The 20,163-nt window shown below is 63.3% G+C and carries 20 protein-coding genes; 9 read left to right on the top strand and 11 right to left on the bottom strand.

All coding sequences use genetic code 11. From position 1 onward, the window contains the following. Positions 1 to 13 precede the first annotated feature (13 nt). Complete coding sequence (locus B9N88_RS09345) at positions 14 to 463, bottom strand: YcgN family cysteine cluster protein (RefSeq protein ID WP_003172524.1); 450 nt, start codon at positions 461 to 463, stop codon at positions 14 to 16. Positions 464 to 616: 153 nt separating this feature from the next. On the opposite strand from B9N88_RS09345, the gene B9N88_RS09340 reads away from it, so the two are divergent. Next, positions 617 to 1,201: a nitroreductase family protein gene (locus B9N88_RS09340; RefSeq protein WP_027604274.1), complete on the top strand. Its 585-nt coding sequence runs from the start codon at positions 617 to 619 to the stop codon at positions 1,199 to 1,201. 65 nt (positions 1,202 to 1,266) lie between these two features. Here B9N88_RS09340 and B9N88_RS09335 read toward each other — a convergent pair whose 3' ends face one another. The 5 genes from B9N88_RS09335 to B9N88_RS09315 all read right to left on the bottom strand — a co-directional run bounded on the left by B9N88_RS09335 (position 1,267) and on the right by B9N88_RS09315 (position 5,924). Beyond that, positions 1,267 to 2,199 (bottom strand): D-2-hydroxyacid dehydrogenase, encoded by a 933-nt coding sequence (locus tag B9N88_RS09335; RefSeq protein ID WP_027604275.1) that lies wholly within the window; start codon positions 2,197 to 2,199, stop codon positions 1,267 to 1,269. 107 nt (positions 2,200 to 2,306) lie between these two features. Continuing rightward, on the bottom strand, positions 2,307 to 2,600 hold the full coding sequence (locus B9N88_RS09330; protein WP_027604276.1) for a YcgL domain-containing protein: 294 nt from the start codon (positions 2,598 to 2,600) through the stop codon (positions 2,307 to 2,309). Continuing rightward, positions 2,597 to 3,730: a ribonuclease D gene (gene rnd, locus B9N88_RS09325; protein WP_027604277.1), complete on the bottom strand. Its 1,134-nt coding sequence runs from the start codon at positions 3,728 to 3,730 to the stop codon at positions 2,597 to 2,599. Before rnd ends, B9N88_RS09330 begins: the two co-directional genes overlap by 4 nt. A gap of 122 nt (positions 3,731 to 3,852) precedes the next feature. Next, positions 3,853 to 4,452 carry a class I SAM-dependent methyltransferase gene (locus B9N88_RS09320; RefSeq protein ID WP_027604278.1) on the bottom strand — a complete coding sequence of 200 codons (600 nt, stop codon included), beginning with the start codon at positions 4,450 to 4,452 and terminating at the stop codon, positions 3,853 to 3,855. A 101-nt stretch (positions 4,453 to 4,553) separates the two neighbouring features. Continuing rightward, a complete protein-coding gene (locus B9N88_RS09315; RefSeq protein WP_027604279.1) occupies positions 4,554 to 5,924 on the bottom strand; it encodes a glutamine synthetase family protein in 1,371 nt (456 codons plus the stop codon). A 347-nt stretch (positions 5,925 to 6,271) separates the two neighbouring features. On the opposite strand from B9N88_RS09315, the gene B9N88_RS09310 reads away from it, so the two are divergent. Together B9N88_RS09310 and B9N88_RS09305 are read left to right on the top strand one after the other, a co-directional pair. Next, complete coding sequence (locus B9N88_RS09310) at positions 6,272 to 7,045, top strand: transporter substrate-binding domain-containing protein (RefSeq protein ID WP_027604280.1); 774 nt, start codon at positions 6,272 to 6,274, stop codon at positions 7,043 to 7,045. 50 nt (positions 7,046 to 7,095) lie between these two features. Further along, on the top strand, positions 7,096 to 7,935 hold the full coding sequence (locus B9N88_RS09305) for a cache domain-containing protein (protein WP_027604281.1): 840 nt from the start codon (positions 7,096 to 7,098) through the stop codon (positions 7,933 to 7,935). Positions 7,936 to 8,004: 69 nt separating this feature from the next. Here the strand turns inward: B9N88_RS09305 and B9N88_RS09300 are convergent, their stop codons facing one another. Continuing rightward, a complete protein-coding gene (locus tag B9N88_RS09300) occupies positions 8,005 to 9,522 on the bottom strand; it encodes an MDR family MFS transporter (protein ID WP_051429325.1) in 1,518 nt (505 codons plus the stop codon). Positions 9,523 to 9,588: 66 nt separating this feature from the next. Continuing rightward, positions 9,589 to 10,773 carry a 4-hydroxybenzoate 3-monooxygenase gene (pobA, locus tag B9N88_RS09295; protein ID WP_175472305.1) on the bottom strand — a complete coding sequence of 395 codons (1,185 nt, stop codon included), beginning with the start codon at positions 10,771 to 10,773 and terminating at the stop codon, positions 9,589 to 9,591. Between the two features lie 189 nt (positions 10,774 to 10,962). Here pobA and B9N88_RS09290 point away from each other — a divergent pair, with 189 nt between their 5' ends. Beyond that, complete coding sequence (locus tag B9N88_RS09290; protein WP_027604284.1) at positions 10,963 to 11,841, top strand: helix-turn-helix domain-containing protein; 879 nt, start codon at positions 10,963 to 10,965, stop codon at positions 11,839 to 11,841. On the opposite strand, the gene B9N88_RS32655 is transcribed toward B9N88_RS09290, so the two are convergent. Continuing rightward, positions 11,834 to 12,010: a hypothetical protein gene (locus tag B9N88_RS32655; protein WP_162844255.1), complete on the bottom strand. Its 177-nt coding sequence runs from the start codon at positions 12,008 to 12,010 to the stop codon at positions 11,834 to 11,836. The two genes, B9N88_RS09290 and B9N88_RS32655, sit on opposite strands and share 8 nt — an antisense overlap. A 100-nt stretch (positions 12,011 to 12,110) precedes the next feature. After that, positions 12,111 to 13,016 carry a LysR family transcriptional regulator gene (locus tag B9N88_RS09285; protein ID WP_027604285.1) on the bottom strand — a complete coding sequence of 302 codons (906 nt, stop codon included), beginning with the start codon at positions 13,014 to 13,016 and terminating at the stop codon, positions 12,111 to 12,113. A 107-nt stretch (positions 13,017 to 13,123) separates the two neighbouring features. Here B9N88_RS09285 and B9N88_RS09280 point away from each other — a divergent pair, with 107 nt between their 5' ends. Continuing rightward, positions 13,124 to 13,987, top strand: a complete 864-nt coding sequence (locus B9N88_RS09280; RefSeq protein WP_027604286.1) for an MBL fold metallo-hydrolase — start codon at positions 13,124 to 13,126, stop codon at positions 13,985 to 13,987. 34 nt (positions 13,988 to 14,021) lie between these two features. After that, on the top strand, positions 14,022 to 14,636 hold the full coding sequence (locus tag B9N88_RS09275; RefSeq protein WP_027604287.1) for an NAD(P)-dependent oxidoreductase: 615 nt from the start codon (positions 14,022 to 14,024) through the stop codon (positions 14,634 to 14,636). Positions 14,637 to 14,684: 48 nt separating this feature from the next. On the opposite strand, the gene B9N88_RS09270 is transcribed toward B9N88_RS09275, so the two are convergent. Further along, positions 14,685 to 15,557: a LysR substrate-binding domain-containing protein gene (locus B9N88_RS09270; protein ID WP_027604288.1), complete on the bottom strand. Its 873-nt coding sequence runs from the start codon at positions 15,555 to 15,557 to the stop codon at positions 14,685 to 14,687. A gap of 111 nt (positions 15,558 to 15,668) precedes the next feature. Here B9N88_RS09270 and B9N88_RS09265 point away from each other — a divergent pair, with 111 nt between their 5' ends. From B9N88_RS09265 to B9N88_RS09255, 3 genes are all read left to right on the top strand, one after another. Further along, entirely contained in the window at positions 15,669 to 17,294 is a 1,626-nt protein-coding gene (locus B9N88_RS09265) for a 5-guanidino-2-oxopentanoate decarboxylase (RefSeq protein WP_027604289.1), read from the top strand. Beyond that, the gene (locus B9N88_RS09260) at positions 17,291 to 18,733 is read left to right on the top strand and encodes an aldehyde dehydrogenase family protein (protein ID WP_027604290.1); all 1,443 of its coding nucleotides are present in this window, start codon (positions 17,291 to 17,293) and stop codon (positions 18,731 to 18,733) included. The genes B9N88_RS09265 and B9N88_RS09260 overlap by 4 nt, the downstream gene beginning before the upstream one ends. A 212-nt stretch (positions 18,734 to 18,945) precedes the next feature. Continuing rightward, on the top strand, positions 18,946 to 20,133 hold the full coding sequence (locus tag B9N88_RS09255; protein WP_027604291.1) for a cyanate transporter: 1,188 nt from the start codon (positions 18,946 to 18,948) through the stop codon (positions 20,131 to 20,133). Positions 20,134 to 20,163: the final 30 nt, after the last annotated feature.

Genomic DNA, 20,163 nt, shown 5'->3' with positions numbered 1-20,163 from the left:
ACACACTCCTTGCTCAGCCCGCGCGGAAGATCAGGTAATCCTCCCAGTCGTCCTCGGGCACGCTGCCTTCGCTGAGCATGCGCCCGGACTGGGAAATGCGTTCGTGGTGCACGGCATCGCGGTCGCCGCAGACCAGGTGGTGCCACAACGGCAGGTCCTTGCGCTCGCTGACCAGGCGGTAGCCGCAGGTGGGCGGCAGCCATTTGAACTGGTCGGCCTGGCCCGGGGTGAGCTGGATGCAGTCGGGTACCGAGGCGCGGCGGTTGGGGTAGTCGGTGCACTGGCAGGTTTTCAGGTCCAGCAGCTTGCAGGCGATGCGCGTGTAATAGACGCTGTTGTCGTCTTCATCCTCAAGCTTTTGCAGGCAGCACAGGCCACAGCCGTCGCACAACGACTCCCACTCCTCCTGGTCGAGGTGTTCAAGGGTTTTGCGTATCCAGAAAGGTTCGACTTTGGCGGCCATGGCTCTACATCGGTATCGGTAGGTGAAAAGGCCGCCAGTCTAGTGCCCAAGGCCCCTGGGGCCAAGCGCTTACGACTGTCGGTATGACAAGACTTGTCAGTCTAGCGGGGGCGCAGTAGCTTTGAGCGCCGAATTGACGATCAGGAGCTGCCCATGACACGCGTTGCCGATTACCCGATCCATACCCAGTTCACCGAACGCTGGTCGCCCCGTGCCTTTACCGGCGAGAGCATCCCGCAGGAAACCCTGCTGAGCTTCTTCGAAGCCGCACGCTGGGCACCGTCGGCCTACAACTCGCAGCCTTGGCGTTTTCTCTACGCACGCCGTGATACGCCGGACTGGGAGCGCTTCCTGGGCCTGCTGAATGAATTCAACCGTGGTTGGGCACAGCATGCGTCGGCCCTGGTGATCATTGCCTCGAAAACCGACTTCATCGCCCCCGGCGCCACGGAAGAAACCCCGGCACTGTGGCACACCTTCGACACCGGCTCGGCCTGGGGCCACCTGGCGCTGCAAGCCAGCCTCAGCGGCTGGCACACCCACGGCATGGCCGGCTTCGATCAGGAGCTGACGCGCAAGGAGCTGAAGATTCCACAGGGTTATGCGCTGCATGCCGCCGTTGCGGTGGGCAAGCTGGGCGACAAATCGACCTTGCCGGAGTACCTGCAAGGCCGTGAAGCGCCAAGCCCGCGCAAGCCGCTGAGCGAGCTGGTGTCAGAAGGTGATTTCAGCCTCTGAAACTGACGCAATCTCAAAATGTGGGAGGGGGCTTGCCCCCTCCCACATTTTCTCCCAGCGCCGCCTCAGTAACCGCGCTCGAAATCCACTTCCCCACGCAAGGCTTGCTTGGCCTTGTACGCGCGCAGGTTTTCCAGGAACAACTCCACCATCATCGGCGGCGAGGTCGGCGCGGAGCTGTGCCCGGTCAACAGCAGGCCCCAGGCGGTCCAGAACGGGTGGCGCTGCGGCAACGGTTCCTGGCGGCACACGTCGATTACCGCGCCGGCCAGGTGCCCTTCCTTCAGGGCTTCGACCAGATCGGCATCCACCACCGCCACACCGCGCCCGACGTTGATGAACAAACCGGTCGGCTTGAACTGCTTGAACAGCGCGGCGTCGTACAGGTCGTGGGTATTCGGTGTGTTGGGCAGCAGGTTGATCACGTAGTCCACCTCCCCCACCAACCGGCCCAGTTGGTCGAGGCCGGCCACTTCGATAAACGGCGCTTGTTCCCGCGCAGTGCTGGCGATGCCGTACAGCTTGACGCCGAACGGCACGAGAAACTCGGCGACACGCTGGCCGATGTCGCCGGTACCCACGATCAACGCCTTGCGCCCCGCCAGGCTCTGGCCGGTGCGGCTGTCCCACTTGCGCTCGACCTGGCTGACCAGTCGCGCCAGTACTTCGCGCTCGTGACCCAGCATGTAGGTGAGGACAAATTCGGCCATGACCTGGCCAAAAATACCGACGGCGCGGGTCAGGCGATAGTCGCGGGGCAAGCCTTCGGCCAGCAGCGGCGTAATGCCGGCCCAGGTCGATTGCAGCCACTGCGGCTGGTGTCCCTGGCGCAACAGCGTCGCCAACAGGTCCGGCTGGCCCAGCCATACCGGGCAATCGGCGGCCAGGCGCGACAGCTCGGCCGAGTCGCCGCTGGTGAGCACCTCCAGGTCCGGCGCCGCGTCATTGAGCAATTGGGCGTAGAGCGGGTGATCCTGTTCAGCAATCAGAACACGCATGGTTCAAACCTTTCAAAAACAGTGCAGACGGCCGCCCGCTTCCCTACGGCCACCGCCCACTAATACGATTCCATTGAAACCTGTGCCCCGGGCGGGGCACTGCCCGATCACATCGGGTCGTTGCGACGCAGCAGCTCTTCGGGCAGGTGCTCGATGTACTCGTCCTCGGCCGGCGGCATTTGCAGGTGATAGCCCTGCTTGTCGAGATTTTCCAGCACCACGATGATGTCTTCGCGGGACAACTTGCGCTCCGGCGTCAGCACCATGTCGAAGGCGTGGTGCGGTTTGCCGAACGCCGCCATCAAGGGCTCCGGCACGCGCTCCAGGGCGTCGCTTTTGAGCACGTAGAGGTACATGCCGTCTTTTTTCAGGCTGCGATAGATGGAGCAAATACGTTTCAAGGCTGTTCTCCGGCAGGGGCCAGGCTGTCGAGCAGCGCCTGGCCCATCAACTCGCGGCGCCAGCCACGCAGCGAGTCTGGCAATTGGTAAGGCCCATCGGGGTAGCCACTTTTAACCAGGGCTTCGAGGGTTTTCTTGCGCAGCATCAGTTCCGGCGCCATCTCCAGGCGCTCGGCGAATGTCTGGCCGAGGGCGCGCAGTTGCTTGATCAGCGTGGCGGCGTCCACCGGCAGCGGTTCAGCCACGGCCGGCGGCCACTGGTCCATGGAAACGCTGCCGGCACGCTTGATCAGGTCCAGCAGGAACTGGCCATCCTGGCGCACGGTACGCGGGTGCATGTCTTCGATCTTGCCCAGGGCGGCGAGGTTGTCCGGCTGGGATTTGGCCAGGGGCCACAGCGAGTGTTCGCGAATGATGCGGTTGCGCGGCAGGTCGCGGGCGCGGGCCTGCTGCTCGCGCCAGGCGCAGAGTTCACGCAATACGGCGAGCTGGGCACGGGACAGTTTCCACGCCAGCTTGGCGTCACGGTAGACCTCGTACGGGTCGACTTCGCGGCGCAGGTTGGCAACCAGTTCGGCGCCGTCTTCCAGGACCCAGGCGTATTTATCATCCGACAAGCGCGGGCGCAGGCGAATGTAGACCTCGGCCAGGTGCACGGCGTCTTCGGCGGCGTAGCTCACCTGGGTCTCGGACAATGGCCGCTGCAGCCAGTCCGAGCGGGTCTCGCCCTTGGGCAACTCGATATCGAGCACGGCTTGCACCAGGCGCGAGTAGCCCATGGAGAAGCCGAGGTTCAGGTAGGCGGCGGCCAATTGGGTGTCGAACAACGGCACCGGCAGGCTGCCGGTCAGGCGCAGCAACACCTCAAGGTCTTCGCTGCAGGCGTGCACCACCTTGATCACCGCCGGGTTCTCCAGCAACGCGGCCAGGGGTTGCCAGTTGTCGATGGTCAGGGGATCGATCAGGTAAGCGCGTACGCCATCACCGATCTGGATCAGCCCGGCAATGGGATAAAAGGTGTCGACCCGCATGAATTCGGTGTCGAGGGCGACGAATGGCAACTGCTGCCATTCGGCGCAATGCTGGCCGAGGCTATCGTTGTCGCAGATCCAGTGAATATCGATGGCCACACGGCTCTCCCTTGAAGAATGGCGCGCAGTATATATCGCGAACGGGGCTAGCGAGCATCCGCAGTGCACAGGCAACCATGAAAACTCAGACAGGAGATGAAGAATAGTCCGACAAGTAGGAGTTATCCTTTCTTACGAAGAACGTAGACCCGCCACAGGCTGGAGCCCGGCATGAATTCCTGCTGACTCAAGACCTTGAACCCGGCCTGGCGAAATTCCTCTTCCACGGCGGTACGCGAGGGTACCGACACAATCACCGTGTCGCGGCTGACCCGGTGAAACTCGCGCAGCAACGCCATGCGCCCTTCGCTGCTGGGCACATGACGAAACAACTCCAGGCAGAAAATGCAATCCACCGCATTCGCCGACAAGCCGATGGAAAACGCCGAGCCCTGGAAGGTCTTGACGCGCTTGAGCAATGACGGCGGATGGTGGCTACGGGCGTGGTCGAGCATGTCCTGGGAATTGTCCGAGGCCAGGATCACCCGGTTGACGTGCTCGGCCAACACCGGCCAGAAGCGCCCCGAGCCGCAGGCCAGGTCCAGGATCAGCCCCGGCTCGCCAGCGACCTTGAGCGCCTGGCGCACCAACCACTCGTCGCGCCATGACGCCAGGCGCTGGCGCAGACCGGGCGGGCGCGTGTCACCGCAGACCCTGGCGTGCTCAAGGCCACAGCGTTCGGCGTATTCGATCTCGATGGAAGAAGGAGGTTGTGGCGACATCGCAGGCTCATGTGACTGAAACGGTAGTGAACGACCTTGATTCGCAGCTTAACCCTTGCAACGTGAAAAAAAGGTCGAAGCCCTCACCACCGTAAAAACCATCACGCCTGATGCAGATACCAACGCCAGTCCTGCTCGCCCACCTCGCCCATGAACTGGCGGTATTCAGCATGTTTCACCGCCAGGTACACGCCCAGGAACTCGCTGCCGAACGCCTTTCGCGCCCAATCGGAACCTTCCAACGCGCGCAGGGTGGTGAGCCAATCGGTGGGCAGCAACGCCTTGGCCTGGGCGTAGCCGTTGCCTTCCACCGGGGCGCCGGGGTCCCGTTGTTCGCGAATGCCACGGTGGATGCCCGCCAGGATCGCGGCCGCCGCCAGGTAAGGGTTGGCATCGGCGCCGCAAATGCGGTGTTCGATATGCCGGGAATGGGCCGGACCACCCGGCACCCGCAGGCTGACGGTGCGGTTGTCCACGCCCCAGGTGGCGGCCAGCGGCGCATAGCTGTTGGTTTGGAAACGGCGATACGAGTTGGCGTTGGGGCAGAACATCAGCAGTGAATCGAGCAGGGTGCTGAGCATGCCCCCCACTGCGTGGCGCAGCAGTGGCGTGCCGTCGGCGGCTTCACTGGCGAACAGGTTGTTGCCCTCGGCATCGGCCAGGCTGATGTGCATATGCATGCCGGTGCCCGCCAGGTCATCGAACGGCTTGGCCATGAAGCACGCCGCCATGCCGTGTTTGTGCGCCACGCCCTTGACCAGGCGCTTGTAGCGCACCGCTTCGTCCATGGCTTGCAGGGCGTCGGCGCGGTGTTCCAGGGTGATTTCCACCTGGCCCGGGGCGTATTCGGAGATCGCCGTGCGCGCCGGAATGCCTTGCAGTTTGCAGGCGCTGTAAAGGTCGGCGAGGAACGGTTCGATCTGCTCCAGCTCACGCAGGCCGTAGACCTGGGTTGCGCGTGGACGCCCGCCGTCCACGTCCCGCGCCGGTTGCGGGCGGCCATTGCCGTCGGGCTTCTGGTCGAGCAGGTAGAACTCCAGTTCCGCCGCCATCACCGGGTAATAACCGTCGGCGTTCAGGCCTTCGATCACCTTGGCCAGCAAATGCCGAGGGTCGGCCACGGTGGCGGGCAGGCCTTCGGTGGGGTGCATGCTGACCTGCACCGCAGCGGTCGGGATCAGCCGCCATGGCATGCGCTGCAAACTGCCGCTGATCGGGTAGGCGCGGCAGTCGATATCGCCCACCTCCCACACCAGCCCGGAATTCTCCACATCGTCGCCATTGATGGTCAGGCCGAGGATGGTGCTGGGCAGCGGACGGCCGCTTTCATACACCGCCAGCAATTCGTCGCGGTGCAGCAACTTGCCGCGCGGCACGCCGTTGTTGTCGAGGATAAACAGCTCGAACATCTCGATATCCGGATGCTGTTCAAGGAAGGCGTGAGCTTCGTGCAGGCTGGCAAAAACACTCATGGGGGTTTCTCTTACGTTTGTTTCAGGCAGGCGCGCACAAGGGTGCGTCATCCGTGGGGTAAATCAGCGTAGGAGAAGGGAGTCTGGCGGGCGCGCGTGGCGGCAGTGGAACAGGGCCCAGAAGGCGAGCTCGGAGGGCAGTGTCGCAGGGTGAGTGTCGGAAGAGCCGCCCATGGGTGGATCACAATGATAGAGATGCCCCCAGCGTCACACGCCCGCATAGGTGTTTAAATTCAGGGTTGATGGAGTTTGGTTGCGACTTGGCTAAACATTCAACGCCTCTTGCTACCTGGCCTTGCTGCTGGAAATAATGACCGCCCCCGAGCATGCCCCAAGGACCCGATCGCATGAAAACAACGATAACCCTGTGCGTACTGGCAAGCCTGGCCACCTCCGCCCTGGCCGACACCGCCCCCTCGCGCCTTGACCAGGTGCTTGAGCGCGGCACCCTCAGCGTCTGCACCACCGGCGACTACAAGCCCTACACCTCGTTGCGCGCTGATGGCAGCTATGAAGGCATCGACATTGCCATGGCCGAGTCCCTGGCCAAGAGCCTCAATGCCAGGATCCAATGGGTGCCCACCACCTGGAAAACCCTGATGCCGGACTTCCTCGCCCAGCGCTGCGACATCGCCGTGGGCGGGATTTCGGTGTCCCTGGAACGCCAGAAAAAAGCCTTCTTCAGCCAGTCCCTCGGGGTCGACGGCAAGATCCCGCTGGTGCGTTGCGCCGACGTCAAGCGCTACCAGACCGTGGAGCAGATCAACCAGCCCCAGGTGCGCGTGATCGAACCGGCGGGCGGCACCAACGAAGTCTTCGCTCGCGCCCACCTGGGCCAGGCGCAAATCCGCCTGCACGACAACGTGACCATCTTCGACGAACTGCTGGCCGGCAAGGCCGACGTGATGATCACCGACGCCAGCGAAGCGCGTTACCAGCAGAAGCAAAAGCCCGGGTTGTGCGCGGTCAACCCGGAGCGGCAGATGCAGTACAGCGAAAAAGCCTTCCTGCTGCCCCGTGATGATGTGGCGTGGAAGAGCTATGTCGACCAGTGGTTGCACCTGAGCGTGGCCACCGGCGTCTACGACGGCATCGTCAGCCAATGGTTGGCGGCGCCCTGAGCCAGAGCCGTCTACGCTGTGCTCACATCAATAAGAACGAGGGACGGGACATGAAGGGACTGCTCCGCATCACCTGGCTGCTGCTGTTTTGTTTCAGCCAGGTACACGCCGCGACCACTCAGGACGAGGACGCCCAGGCTGCCAAGGCCCTGCTGGAAAAAGCCCTGGCCTACTACCAGAGCAACGGCGACAAGGCGCTCGCCGTGTTCAGCCGCCAAGGCGAGTTTGTCGACCATGACCGCTACGTATTCGTGGTCGACACCCAGGGCGTGCTGCTGGCCAGCGGCGGGCCCTCCTCCGCCTTGATCGGCCGGGATGTGTCCGAGGTACTCGGGCCAGAGTTGCGCCAGTCATTCAAGGACGCGCTCAAGGTGCCGGAAGGCCAGGGTATCCAACAGGCCGACTACCGCTGGCAGAACTGGAACGACGGCAAGGTCGAGCACAAGCATGTGTTTTACCAGCGCGTCGGCGAGCGCATCCTGGCCGTGGGTTATTACCTGCCCCGCGCCACCCCGGAACAGGCCCGGGCCCTGCGCAACAAGGCGGTGAACGCATTGCTGAAGGATGAAGCCGGCACACTCAAGGCCATCAACTCATTGCAGGGCGGTTTCCTGCAGGATGACCTCTATGTGTTTGTCGTGGACTTGAACACCCAGCGCTACGTGGCCCATGGCACCAACCTGCGCCTGATCAACACCGACTTCAGCAAGATCAAGGACCCCGACGGCAAGCCGGTGGGCGAGCCGATCCTCAAGCTGATGGCCGAGCAGGACCAGGGGGAATACAAGTACCGTTGGAAAAACCCGGTGACGGATAAGGTCGAGAACAAGCATGCGTATGTGCGCAAGGCCGGGCATTTCATGGTTGCGGTGGGTTACTACAGCCCCTGATCTGAACTGGAATGCATTCAAATGTGGGAGGGGGTAAGCCCCTCTCACATCAAATCTCTATTGTGTCAGTCAGCGGGTTTTGTCTTCCCGCCCGCGCAGCACGCGATTGGGCATCGCGATCGCCGCCGCCAACCCCAGCAGCGACACCCCCGCACTCACCAGCAGCAAATGCCTGAACGTCACCCCCAGCTCCCCGCGCAGGGCATCCTGCGCCGGGCCTGGCGCGGCGTTCAGGCCGTCGAGCAGCACGTTGCCGGAACCGCCTTCGACCACCAGCGCACCGCTGGCCAGGTGGGCGAAGCTGGAGTCCTGCAACAACGCCAGCAGCAACGCCGACATGCACGCCACCCCCACCGCGCCGCCCAGGGAGCGGAACAGGTTGGTGGTGCTGGTAGCAACGCCGATGTCCCGTTGCTGCACCGAGTTCTGCGCCCCCACGAGGGAGGTGGGGAACTGCATGCCGGCGGCGATCCCGCACAGCAACATGCACACGCCGGTCAGCAGCATATCCTGGGGCGCACTGTAGGCCATGCCCAGGATCGCCAGCGGGCTCAACAGCGCGCCGCTTAGGATCATCGGTTTGTAACGCCCGGTCACCGAGGTCATGCGCCCGGCGCAATAGGCGCCGATGGGCAGGCCCATCGCCAGGGGCAGCAAATGCAAGGCGGCGCTGTCGGCACCGCCGCCGGTCACTGTCTGAAAGCGCAAGGGCATCAGCACCGTCAGGGAAATCGCCTGGAAGCTGGTGAAGAAAATCGTGCACCAGCACAGCACCGCGCTGCGGTTGGCAAACAGGTGCATCGGCAGCAAGGGCTCGCGGGCGCGGCGCTCGTGCCAGACGAACAGGGTCAATGCCACCAGGGCACAGGCCAGCAGCCCCAGCACCTGGCTGTCACGCCAATGATGGCCCTGGCCGATTTCGGTGATGCCCAACAGCAAGGCGGTGAGACCGATGATCATCAGCACGGTGCCGAGGTAATCGATGATCGGCTTGCGTTGCGGTGCCGGCAGCCCCACCAGGGTGCGATGGGCCACGTACCAGGCACCGGCGCCCAACGGCAGGTTGATCAGGAACACCCAACGCCAGGATAAATACTCGGTCATGTAGCCGCCCAACACCGGCCCGGCCACGCTGGCCACCGCGTACATACTGCTGAAATAGCCCTGATAGCGCCCGCGCTCACGGGGCGGGATGATGTCGCCGATGATCGCCTGGCTCACCGAGATCATCCCGCCGGCGCCGATGCCCTGCAGCACCCGCGCCAGCACCAGTTGCTCCATACTCTGGGCCATGCCGCAGAACAACGAAGCGACGGTGAACAGGCCCATGCCGATCAGCATCATCGGCCGCCGCCCGTAAAGGTCGCCGAGCTTGCCGTAGATCGGCACCGCCACCGTCATCGCCACCATATAACCGGAGATGACCCAGGCCAGCAGGTTGACGTCGTGGAATTGCGCGGAGATGGCGGGCATGGACACCGCGACAATGGTCTGGTCCAGGGCACCGAGGAAGATCGCCATCATCAACGAGGCGAGAATACTGCGCACCGCGGGGAGCGGTGGCGCGGGCTGATTGAGCTGAGTCACGGCAGAACCTTCGAGCAAGGCCCGCGGGAAAAGGCGGCCCGCGGGAATGCTCGATACGATAGCAGGCTATTCGATAGGCTCGTAAGGAAGTCCGACGTAATTTTCCGCAATGGTCTGGCGCCCGGCTTCGGAGTGGATGAAGTACTCCAGCTCGCTCTGGGCAATGCGCTGGCTGAATCCGTCGGACTCAGGGAATTGATGCAACATCGAGGTCATCCACCAGGAAAACCGTTCGGCCTTCCACACCCGGCGCAGGCAGATGGCGGAATAGCGTTCGAGCAAGTCCACGCGCCCCTCGCCATACACCTTGAGCAAAATCCGGAACAAGGTGCTCACGTCGCTGGCCGCCAGGTTCAAGCCCTTGGCCCCGGTGGGCGGCACGATATGGGCCGCATCGCCGAGCAGGAACAGGCGCCCGTACTGCATCGGTTCCACCACAAAACTGCGCAGGGGCGCGATGCTTTTTTCGATGGAGGGGCCGGTGACCAGTTGTTCAGCCAAGGCGCTGGGCAGGCGGGTTTTCAGTTCCGCCCAGAAACGTTCGTCCGACCATTCATCCACGGGTTCCTCGGCCGGCACTTGCAGGTAGTAGCGGCTGCGCGTCGGCGAACGCATGCTGCACAGCGCAAAGCCCCGTGGGTGCTTGGCGTACACCAGTTCCGCGTGCACCGGCGGGGTGTCGGCAAGGATACCCAGCCAACCGAAGGGGTAGACCCGCTCGAACACCTTCAGCGATTCAGCCGGGATCGACTGGCGCGCCACACCGTGGAACCCATCACAACCGGCGATGTAGTCGCACTCCAGGCGAAACGCCTGGCCCTGATGCTCGAAAGTCAGCCAGGGTCGATCACTTTTAAGATCATGGGGCTGCACGTCGCGCGCTTCATACAGGGTGGTGGCGCCAGCGGCGGCGCGGGCGGCCATCAGGTCGCGGGTGACTTCGGTCTGGCCGTAGATCATCACCGATTGGCCGCCGGTCAGCGCCTTGAGGTCGATGTGGGTCAGTTGGCCGTCCAGCGCCAGCTCGAAGCCATCATGCACCAGGCCTTCGGCATCCATGCGCTGGCTCACGCCCGCCTCGCGCAGCAGGTTGACCATGCCTTGTTCCAGCACCCCGGCGCGGATGCGGCCTTGTACGTAGTCGGCACTCTGGCGCTCCAGGATCAGGGTCTGGATACCGGCGTTGTGCAACAGCTGGCCGAGCAAGAGTCCGGAGGGACCGGCGCCGATAATGGCGACTTGGGTTTTCAGGGTTTTCATTATTTTTATCGCCCGCAAGTTCCACCCGAACGGATCGAGTGAAAGAGTTGTCATTGATCTTGTGGCTGACAGTTTTCACTTGAGTGCGCAGTATAAGAAGGTGAAAACTGCGACAAAACCTGCGCTTTTTGCCAATTTGGGCGATTACCGCACCACTGTCCTGAGTATCGGATTGAAACCATGACCAACACCGCGATTCCGGTCTTCAAGCTTTACGGAGAAAGCCAGCAATGGCCGACCCCCGATTTGTTGCACTGCGAAACCATTTCCCGGCGCAGTCGGGAATACCAGTGGGAAATCCAGCCCCACCGGCACGCGGATCTGTGCCAATTGCTGTACGTGCACAAAGGCCAGGCCGAGTTGGAAATCGAAGGCCTGCGCACCACCCTCAAAGAAGCCACGCTGCAGGTATTGCCGCCGTTGTGCGTGCATGGGTTTCGCTTTGCCGAAGATGTGGAAGGCTATGTAGTCACCCTGGCGGCACCGCTGGTCAGCCACTTGCAAGCCCAACTGGGCGCAACGGCAGGCGGTTTGCAGACCCTGGGCAGCTACCCGGCGGGCAAGGACAGTGATTACCTCAACAGCCAGTTCGCCCGCCTGCAGGACGAATACGCCGACGACCAACCGGCCCGGGACATGCTGATGCATGCGCTGGTCAGTGTGCTGCTGGTGTGGATCAGCCGCCAGGCCATCCAGCGTCGCCACCCGCGCGCGCCAAGGGGCCGCGAGTATTTCCGGCGCTTTACGCAATTGGTTGAACAGCACTATCGGGAACACCCGAAGATTGAGGATCTGGCCCACAAACTGGGTATCTCGGTCTCACACCTGAATGGGACGTGTCGGGAACTGGGCGGGCAGCCTGCCTTGCAGATCATGCATGACCGTCAATTACTCGAAGCCAAGCGCCTGCTGACCTACACCAGCATGACCATCAATGAAATGTCGGAAGTACTGGGTTTTTCCGACCCGACCAACTTCTCTCGGCTGTTCCGCCGACGGGTCGGGTTCTCACCCAAGGCGTTTCGCGAGCAACTCAAGGCCGAACAGCCGCCTACCTGAGTGCACTGAAACTGCCGGTGTGGGGAACGCATTGGTCCTGATGGCAGCTGATCGCAAAGGTCGGCTGCATCCGGGTCTGCTCCACGCGGTAGGCGGCGGTGCCATACAGCCCGGTCGCCAGGGCGCAGAGGAAGAAAATCATCAGGTATTTGCGGGTTTTAATGCTCATGGCACAGACCTCTGAGCGGATCTACAGGGTGCTGTTTAAAGCATAGGTCAACCAGGGCGAGTTGCCATTATCGGGCGACATTCAACAGGGTTATGTCGCCTTAGAGCCCCCTATCCCACACCGGCTGCTCGGGGAACCTCACCACCAGGAAATCCAGCAGGCTGCGCAACGCCGATGGCATGTGTTTGCGCGACGCATAGACCGCGTAGATGTTCATCTGCCGGGGTTCGGCCTCGGGTAGCAGACGTACCAGTTCACCACGGCGAATGTGATCGCCGGCCTGGTAGCTGGGCAGCATCGCCACACCCGCGCCGGCCAGCGTCACGCGTAACAACGTACTGGCTTCGTTAGCGGTGATATTGCCGTGCACCGGCACCGACACGTGCTCGCCGTGCTCCTCGAAATGCCACAGGCTTTTGCCGAAGTACGAATGGGTCAGACAGTTGTGCCGGGCCAGGTCCTCGACTTTCTGCGGCGCCGGGTGCTCCAACAGGTAGGCCGGGGTTGCGCACACCACGGAGCGACAGACCGTCAGGCGCCGGGCGATCAGGTTGGGGTCCAGGTCGTTGCTGGTGCGGATGGCCAGGTCGATGCGCTCATCCACCAGGTTCACCGTGCGGTCGAGCATTTGCAGGTCAATGGTCACCAAGGGGTAGCGCTTGACGTACTCGGCAATGGCCTCGGCCAATTGCGCCTGGCCGAACGAGGTGCTGACACTCAGGCGCAACAGGCCACGGGGCGCATTATCAGGCTCACTGACGGCGGCCTGCATATCGCCGCACAACTCCAGGAGTTGCCGACAGCGTGGCAGGGTTTCGCCACCGGCCGCCGTAAGGCTGAGTTTGCGGGTGGTGCGGTGCAACAGGCGCGCGCCGACCCAGTCTTCCAACTCGGCCAGGTAACGCGACACCACCGGGCGCGACAGGTCCAGATGATCGGCGGCGGCGGACTGGCTGCCCAGGTCCACCACCGTGACAAACACGCGCATTGCTTGAAGACGATCCATGATTTGCCCGATTTCAGAAACAAACTATGTCCCAGCATCGCATTTTTAGTTCGGTTTAGTGCAACTAAGCTCTGTGCATCCTTTGAATCCACTGCTGGAGCTGCCCGATGTTCTCAACCCTCAAGCGCTTGACCTTCACCGCTACCTTGGCGTTTGCCGGCCATGCAGCGGCGGCCGACCTGACCCTGGATGTCTACAACCCAGGCGAGGCGGCGATCTTCCCGGTCAGCTCGGTGCTGGTCAGCGGCGCCAAAGACGCGATCCTCGTGGACGCACAATTCGGCAAAGGCCAGGCCGAGCAACTGGTGCAGAAGATCCGCGCCAGCGGCAAACACCTGACCACCATCTACATCAGCCACGGCGACCCGGATTACTACTTCGGCCTCGACACCCTGACGGCCGCGTACCCCGACGCCAAGGTCCTGGCACCGCAACCGGTGGTCGACCATATCAACGCCACCGTGGCCGGCAAACTTGAGTTCTGGGGCCCGAAAATGGGTGCCGACAAACCGGGCAAAACCATCGTGCCCCAGGTGCTGCAAGGCCACAGCCTGACCCTTGAAGGGCAGCAACTGGAGGTGATCGGCCTGGATGGCCCGCAGCCGGACCGCAGCTTCGTGTGGATCCCGTCGATCAAGGCCGTGGTCGGGGGCGTGGTGGTCGCGCAAAACATTCACCTGTGGATGGCCGACACCCAAAGCGCGCAATCCCATAAAGACTGGCTTGCGACCCTGCAACGCATCGAACAGCTGAAACCTCGCACGGTGATTCCGGGCCACTACCTGGGCACGCCATCGCCGCAATCCGTGGCCTTTACTGCCGACTACATCAAGGCCTTCGACGTAGAAACCGCCAAGGCCAAGGACGCCGCCGCCCTGATCGCGGCCATGAAAAAGCGCTACCCCACCCTCGCCGACGAAAGCTCGCTGGAACTCAGCGCCAAAGTCGCCAAGGGCGAAATGAAGTGGTGAATGGCTTTAAACCCTGACCGTACTGGAGAACATCATGAGCAAGATCGCAATCATTGGGGCCACCGGCCGTGCCGGCAGCCAATTGCTGGAAGAAGCCCTGCGTCGTGGGCATAGCGTGGTGGCTATCGCGCGTAACACCGACAAGCTGGCCGTACGCCCCGGCGTCACCGTCAAGCAGGTTGATGCACTGGATGCCAATGCCCTGGAACAAGCCATCAGCGGCAGCGATGTGGTGATCAGCGCGGCACATTTCGCCACGCTGCCCGCCAGCGCTGTGATCGGCCCGGTGAAAAAAGCCGGGGTGAAACGCCTGCTGGTGGTGGGTGGCGCCGGTTCGTTGCTGCTGCCCGGTGGCGAGCGGGTGATCGACAGCGCGGGCTTCCCTGCCGAATACAAGGCCGAAGCCAGTGCAGGCGCCGAGTTTCTTGACGTGCTGCGTCAGGAAAAGGACCTGGATTGGACGTTCCTGTCGCCGTCGGCCTTGTTCGATGGCACCGAACGCACCGGTAAATTCCGCCTGGGCCAGGATGATTTACTGGTGAGCAGTGACGGTACCAGCTCAATCAGCTTTGCCGACTACGCCATCGCCATGCTCGATGAAGTGGAAGCACCGAAGCACTCGCGCCAGCGCTTCACCGTCGGCTACTGACACCTGTGGGAGGGGGCTTGCCCCCTCCCACATTTGGACCTCCAGCGCCTACGACTGTCGTGCCTGGCTCACCAACCAGTCCATCAACGCTTCAAGCCCTGCCGACGGCACCGTCCCCGGCGGATACACCAGGTAGTACCCCTTCCCCGTCGGCACGCGCAGTTCAAACGGCATCGCCAAGCGCCCCGCCTTGAGATCCTCGCCCATCAACGCACTGTCGCCCATCGCCACCCCGGAGCCCTGGGAGGCCACGTTCATCGCCAAGTCCAACGTTTCGAAATGATGCCCCTGGCTCAAGTTGCTCAACCGCGTATCCGCCGCCTTGAGCCACCGCGCCCAATCGCGCTCGTCCCGGGTGGGGTGCAACAGCACCTGTTGCTGCAAGTCCGCCGGGGTGTGCAAACCGGCGAGCAGCGCGGGGGCGCAGACCGGGGTGAGTTGCTCATCGAACAAGTGCCGCGCCTCGGCCGATTGCTCGGCGATGGGCGCATAGATCACCGCCGCGTCGAATTGCTCGCGACGAAAATCCACGCTGTAGGCCACGGTGGTGGTGAGTTCCACCGGCACGTCCGGGCGCTCCCGCTGCCATTGCATCAGACGCGGCAACAACCAGCGCATGACACAGGTGGAGGCCTTGATTTGCAGGGTCTGGCGGCGATTGCCGATCTGTTCCAGCGCGTCACCGAGCAGGCCAAACACCTGCTGCACCCGTTGCGACCACTCGCGACCTTCTTCGGTCAGGCTCAACCCCCGTGCCTGGCGCTGGAACAAGGCGTAGCCCAAATGGCTCTCCAGGCCGGCGATCTGCCGGCTCACCGCGCCTTGGGTGATGTGCAGTTGCTCGGCGGCGCGGGTGAAGTTGCAGCACTGGGCCGTGACCCAGAAGGTATGCAGCGCGGGCAGGGGCGGAAGGCGTTTCATATGGGCGCAGCCATGACGTGAGGACATGGCTAGTATGACTTTTTATCGATTGTTGCCGCTACGGGCCAACCGGTCCAATACCGCCACGATTCCATAACAAGAGCGACACCTATGGCGACCTGCGGCGAAGTATTGGTCAACCTCCTGGAACGCTACGGCGTGGACCAGGTGTTTGGTATCCCCGGCGTGCACACCGTGGAGCTGTATCGCGGCCTGGCCCGCTCGAGCATCCGCCACGTCACCCCGCGCCACGAACAGGGCGCCGGCTTTATGGCCGACGGCTACGCGCGCACCCGTGGCAAGCCGGGCGTATGTTTCATCATCACCGGCCCGGGCATGACCAATATCACCACCGCCATGGGCCAGGCCTACGCCGACTCGATCCCGATGCTGGTGATTTCCAGCGTGCAATCGCGCAGCCAATTGGGTGGTGGGCGCGGCAAGCTGCATGAGCTGCCGAACCAGGGCGCGATGATGGCCGGGGTGGCGGCGTTCTCCCATACCTTGATGTCGGCAGCGGAGCTGCCCGCGGTGCTGGCGCGGGCGTTTGCGTTGTTCCAGGCCGGCAGGCCGCGCCCGGTGCATATCGAGATTCCGTTGGATGTGCTGGTGGAAAACGCCGATGCACTGCTGGGCAGTCAACCGGTCAGCATCGCCCGTGCCGGTGCGGCACCGGCGGCGGTCAGGCAGATGAGCCAGTTGCTCGCCGCCGCCAAACGTCCGCTGATCCTGGCCGGTGGCGGCGCGATTGAGGCGGCCGCCGAATTGACTCGCCTGGCCGAAACCCTCGGCGCGCCGGTGGCCCTGACCATCAATGCGAAGGGCATGCTGCCTTCCGAGCATCCGCTGCTGATCGGCTCCACCCAGTCCCTGGTCGCTACCCGCGCGCTGGTGGCCGAGGCCGATGTGGTGCTGGCCATCGGCACCGAGCTGGCCGAGACCGACTACGACGTGACCTTCGCCGGTGGCTTCGAGATACCCGGCGCGCTGCTGCGCATCGATATCGACCCCGACCAGACCGTGCGCAATTACCCGCCGCACCTCGCACTGGTGGCCGATGCGCAGATCGCCGCCGATGCCTTGCTGACGGAATTGAACCGCACGCCGCTGGCCCCTCGCCACACCGACTGGGGCGCTCAGCGCGTCGCCCGGTTGTGGGCCGAACTGGTCCCCACCTGGGACGCCGCCACCCGCGCGCAAACCCTGTTCCTCAATACGGTGCTGGAAGCACTGCCGGGCGCCGTGCTGGTGGGCGACTCGACCCAACCGGTGTACAGCGGCAACCTGACCCTGAACCTCGACCACCCGCGCCGCTGGTTCAATTCCTCCACCGGCTACGGCACCTTGGGCTACGCCCTGCCGGCCGCCATCGGCGCCTGGTTGGGCCGTGGCGATGGGCAACCGGTGGTGTGTTTGATCGGTGACGGCGGGCTGCAATTCACCCTGCCGGAACTGGCCAGCGCAGTGGAAGCGCGCACGCCGATCATCGTGCTGCTGTGGAATAACCAGGGTTATGAAGAGATCAAGAAATACATGCTCAACCGCGCCATCGAACCGGTCGGCGTAGACATCTACACCCCGGATTTTATCGGCGTGGCCAAGGCCCTCGGCAGTGCTGCCGACAGCGCTCACAGCGTTGCACAGCTGCGCAACGCCTTGCGCGCCGCCGCCGATCGCCCGGGGCCGACGCTGATTGAGATCGACCAGGACCTATGGATGAAGGAGACAGCGGTATGAGCGCAGTAGTGAACGGTGTGTATATCGACGGTGCATGGCGTGCCGGCCATGACGTGCTGGAGGTGATCAACCCGGCCACCGAGGCGACCCTGGCCCGGGTCAGCGTCGGCGATGGGCAGGCCGTGACCCAGGCCGTGGATGCAGCCAGCGCGGCCTTTATCGACTGGTCGAAAAGTAGCGGCCGTGATCGCGCCAGCCTGCTGCGCAAAATTGCCCAAGGCGTCAGCGCGCAGCGCGAACAGCTGATGCACCTGCAATCGAGCAACAACGGCAAGCCACTGTTCGAAGCCGGCATCGATGTGGACGACGTGATCGCCACGTTCGAGTACTACGCCGGTATCGCCGACGACATGGACGCCGGCCAGGACCGCCCGGTGGCGCTGCCCAGCGATGACTTCAGCGCGCGCCTGCGCCGTGAGCCGTGCGGCGTGGTGGGGCTGATCGTGCCGTGGAATTTCCCGATGGTCACCACCGCCTGGAAACTCGCCCCGGCCCTTGCCGCCGGTTGCTGCGTGGTGCTCAAGCCCTCGGAAGTAACGCCATTGGCGGAGTTGCAGTTGGCGCAAATCATCGCTGACGCGGGCTGCCCGGCGGGGGTGTTCAACCTGGTCTGCGGCACCGGCTTGGCCGTTGGCGCACCGTTGGCCGCAGACCGTCGCGTGGCGAAGATTTCCTTCACCGGCAGCAACGCCGTGGGCGTGCAGGTGATGCAACGCGCAGCGGAAACCATCAAGGGCGTAAGCCTGGAATTGGGTGGTAAATCTTCGCTGCTGGTACTGGCGGATGCCGACCTCGACCTGGCGGTGGAACTGGCGTGTGGCGGTGGTTTTTTCAACGCCGGGCAAATGTGTTCCGCCACCAGCCGCGTGCTGGTGGCCGACAGCCTGGCGGATGAATTCCTGCAACGCTTGCAGGCACGGGCTGAAGGGATTCGCGTCGCCGACCCATTTGCCGACGACGTGGGAATGGGCGCGCTGATCAACCGCGTGCAGTATCAGCGGGTGCTGGGGCATATCCAACGGGGCGTCGAGGCTGGCGCACGATTGGTGTGTGGCGGCGAACGCCCGGCGAACCTGGCGAAGGGCTACTTCATTCGCCCGACGGTGTTTACCGACGTGCCACTGGACAGTGCATTGTGGAACGAAGAAATCTTCGGCCCGGTGCTGTGTGTACGAGCTTTTGCCACTGAGGAAGAGGCCATTGCCCTGGCCAACGACAGCGATTTCGGCCTGGTGGCCAGCGTGGTCAGCCGTAGCGTCGAGACCACCGAGCGCGTGGCGAATGCCTTGCAGGCCGGGCTGGTGTGGATCAACTCACCGCAGGTGATCTTCCCGCAGACCGCATGGGGCGGTTACAAGCAGAGCAGTATCGGCCGTGAGCTGGGCCCGTGGGGGCTGGCGGCGTTTCAGGAGATCAAGCATGTGATCCGGTCTATCTGACGACGCAGAACAAATATGGGAGGGAGCTTGCACCTAATGCCAGTCAGTTAAGGAGGAACACTGTAACTGTGGTGAGCGGGCTTGCCCGCTCTCACACTTTGACTTGCGGTGTTTCAGTTAACCGCAATTTTTAGATAGTCCCTGCGACTTTCTCATTTGCCCCCCTCCCCCCTGCGTGGCCTGATTCACCCTTGTTCATTCAAGGCAGGCCCATGGAAAACGTTCAGGCAAAACCCACCACCGCCGTATGGCTGATGATCAGCGTCGTGCTGGTCGCCCTTAACCTGCGGCCGTCGATGGCCGCCGTGGGGCCGTTGTTGTCGTCGATTCGCGGCGAGGTGCCGTTGAGTTTCAGCAGCGCGGCGTTGCTGACCATGTTGCCGGTCATGGCCATGGGCCTGGCGATGTTCTTTGGCATGGGCCTGGCCAAGCGCGTTGGCGAGCACCGCAGCATTGTGCTGTCACTGCTGGTGATTGGCGTGGCGACGTTGTCGCGGCTGTTCCTGGATTCGGCCCTGGAATTGATCGTCAGCGCCATTGCCGCCGGTGTGGGCATCGCCATGATCCAGGCGTTGATGCCGGCCCTGATCAAGTCGCGGTTCAGCGACAACGTGTCGCTGTTCATGGGCCTCTACGTCACCGCCATCATGGGCGGCGCGGCGCTGGCGGCAGCGTTCTCCCCCTTCGTGCAGGTGCAGACCGGCAGTTGGCGCATCGGCCTGGCGATCTGGGGGTTTCTGGCGCTGCTGGCCCTGGTGTTCTGGTACGCCCAGCGCTCGGTGTTGCCACCGTTGCCCCAAGCCGCCGCTGGCCCTCAGGAATCGTTTTTCGGCAACGGCCGCGCCTGGTTGCTGGCGATCTTTTTCGGCCTCGGTACGGCGTCCTACACCTGCGTGCTGGCGTGGCTGGCGCCGTACTACGTTGAGCAAGGCTGGAGCGAACAGAATGCCGGTTTGTTGCTGGGATTCCTGACCGCGATGGAGGTGGTGTCCGGCCTGGTGACGCCGGCCATCGCCAACCGCCGCCGGGATAAACGCGGGGTGGTGGCGGTGTTGCTGGGGCTGATCATCCTGGGGTTCTGCGGCCTGATCCTCAGCCCGCAACACCTCAGTCTGCTGTGGCCGTGCCTGCTGGGCCTGGGTATCGGCGGGTTGTTCCCGATGAGCCTGATCCTGTCCCTCGACCACCTCGACAACCCGCGCCGCGCAGGGGGCCTTACCGCATTCGTGCAGGGCATCGGCTACCTGATTGCCGGCCTGTCGCCGCTGATCGCCGGGATGATCCGCGACCAGCTGGGCAGCTTCGAATGGGCCTGGTGGTCGTTGACGGCGGTGGTCGTGGTGATGCTGCTGATCGTCACGCGCTTCAACCCAAGGCATTACGCAGAACACATTCGCTGACGTCGTGTTGTAAACAGTATTTGTCTCACG

The sequence above is a fragment of the Pseudomonas sp. LAMO17WK12:I1 genome, from assembly GCF_900177315.1.
In the GTDB taxonomy this organism is placed as follows: domain Bacteria; phylum Pseudomonadota; class Gammaproteobacteria; order Pseudomonadales; family Pseudomonadaceae; genus Aquipseudomonas; species Aquipseudomonas marginalis.
This window is presented reverse-complemented; position numbering and strand designations above follow the sequence as displayed.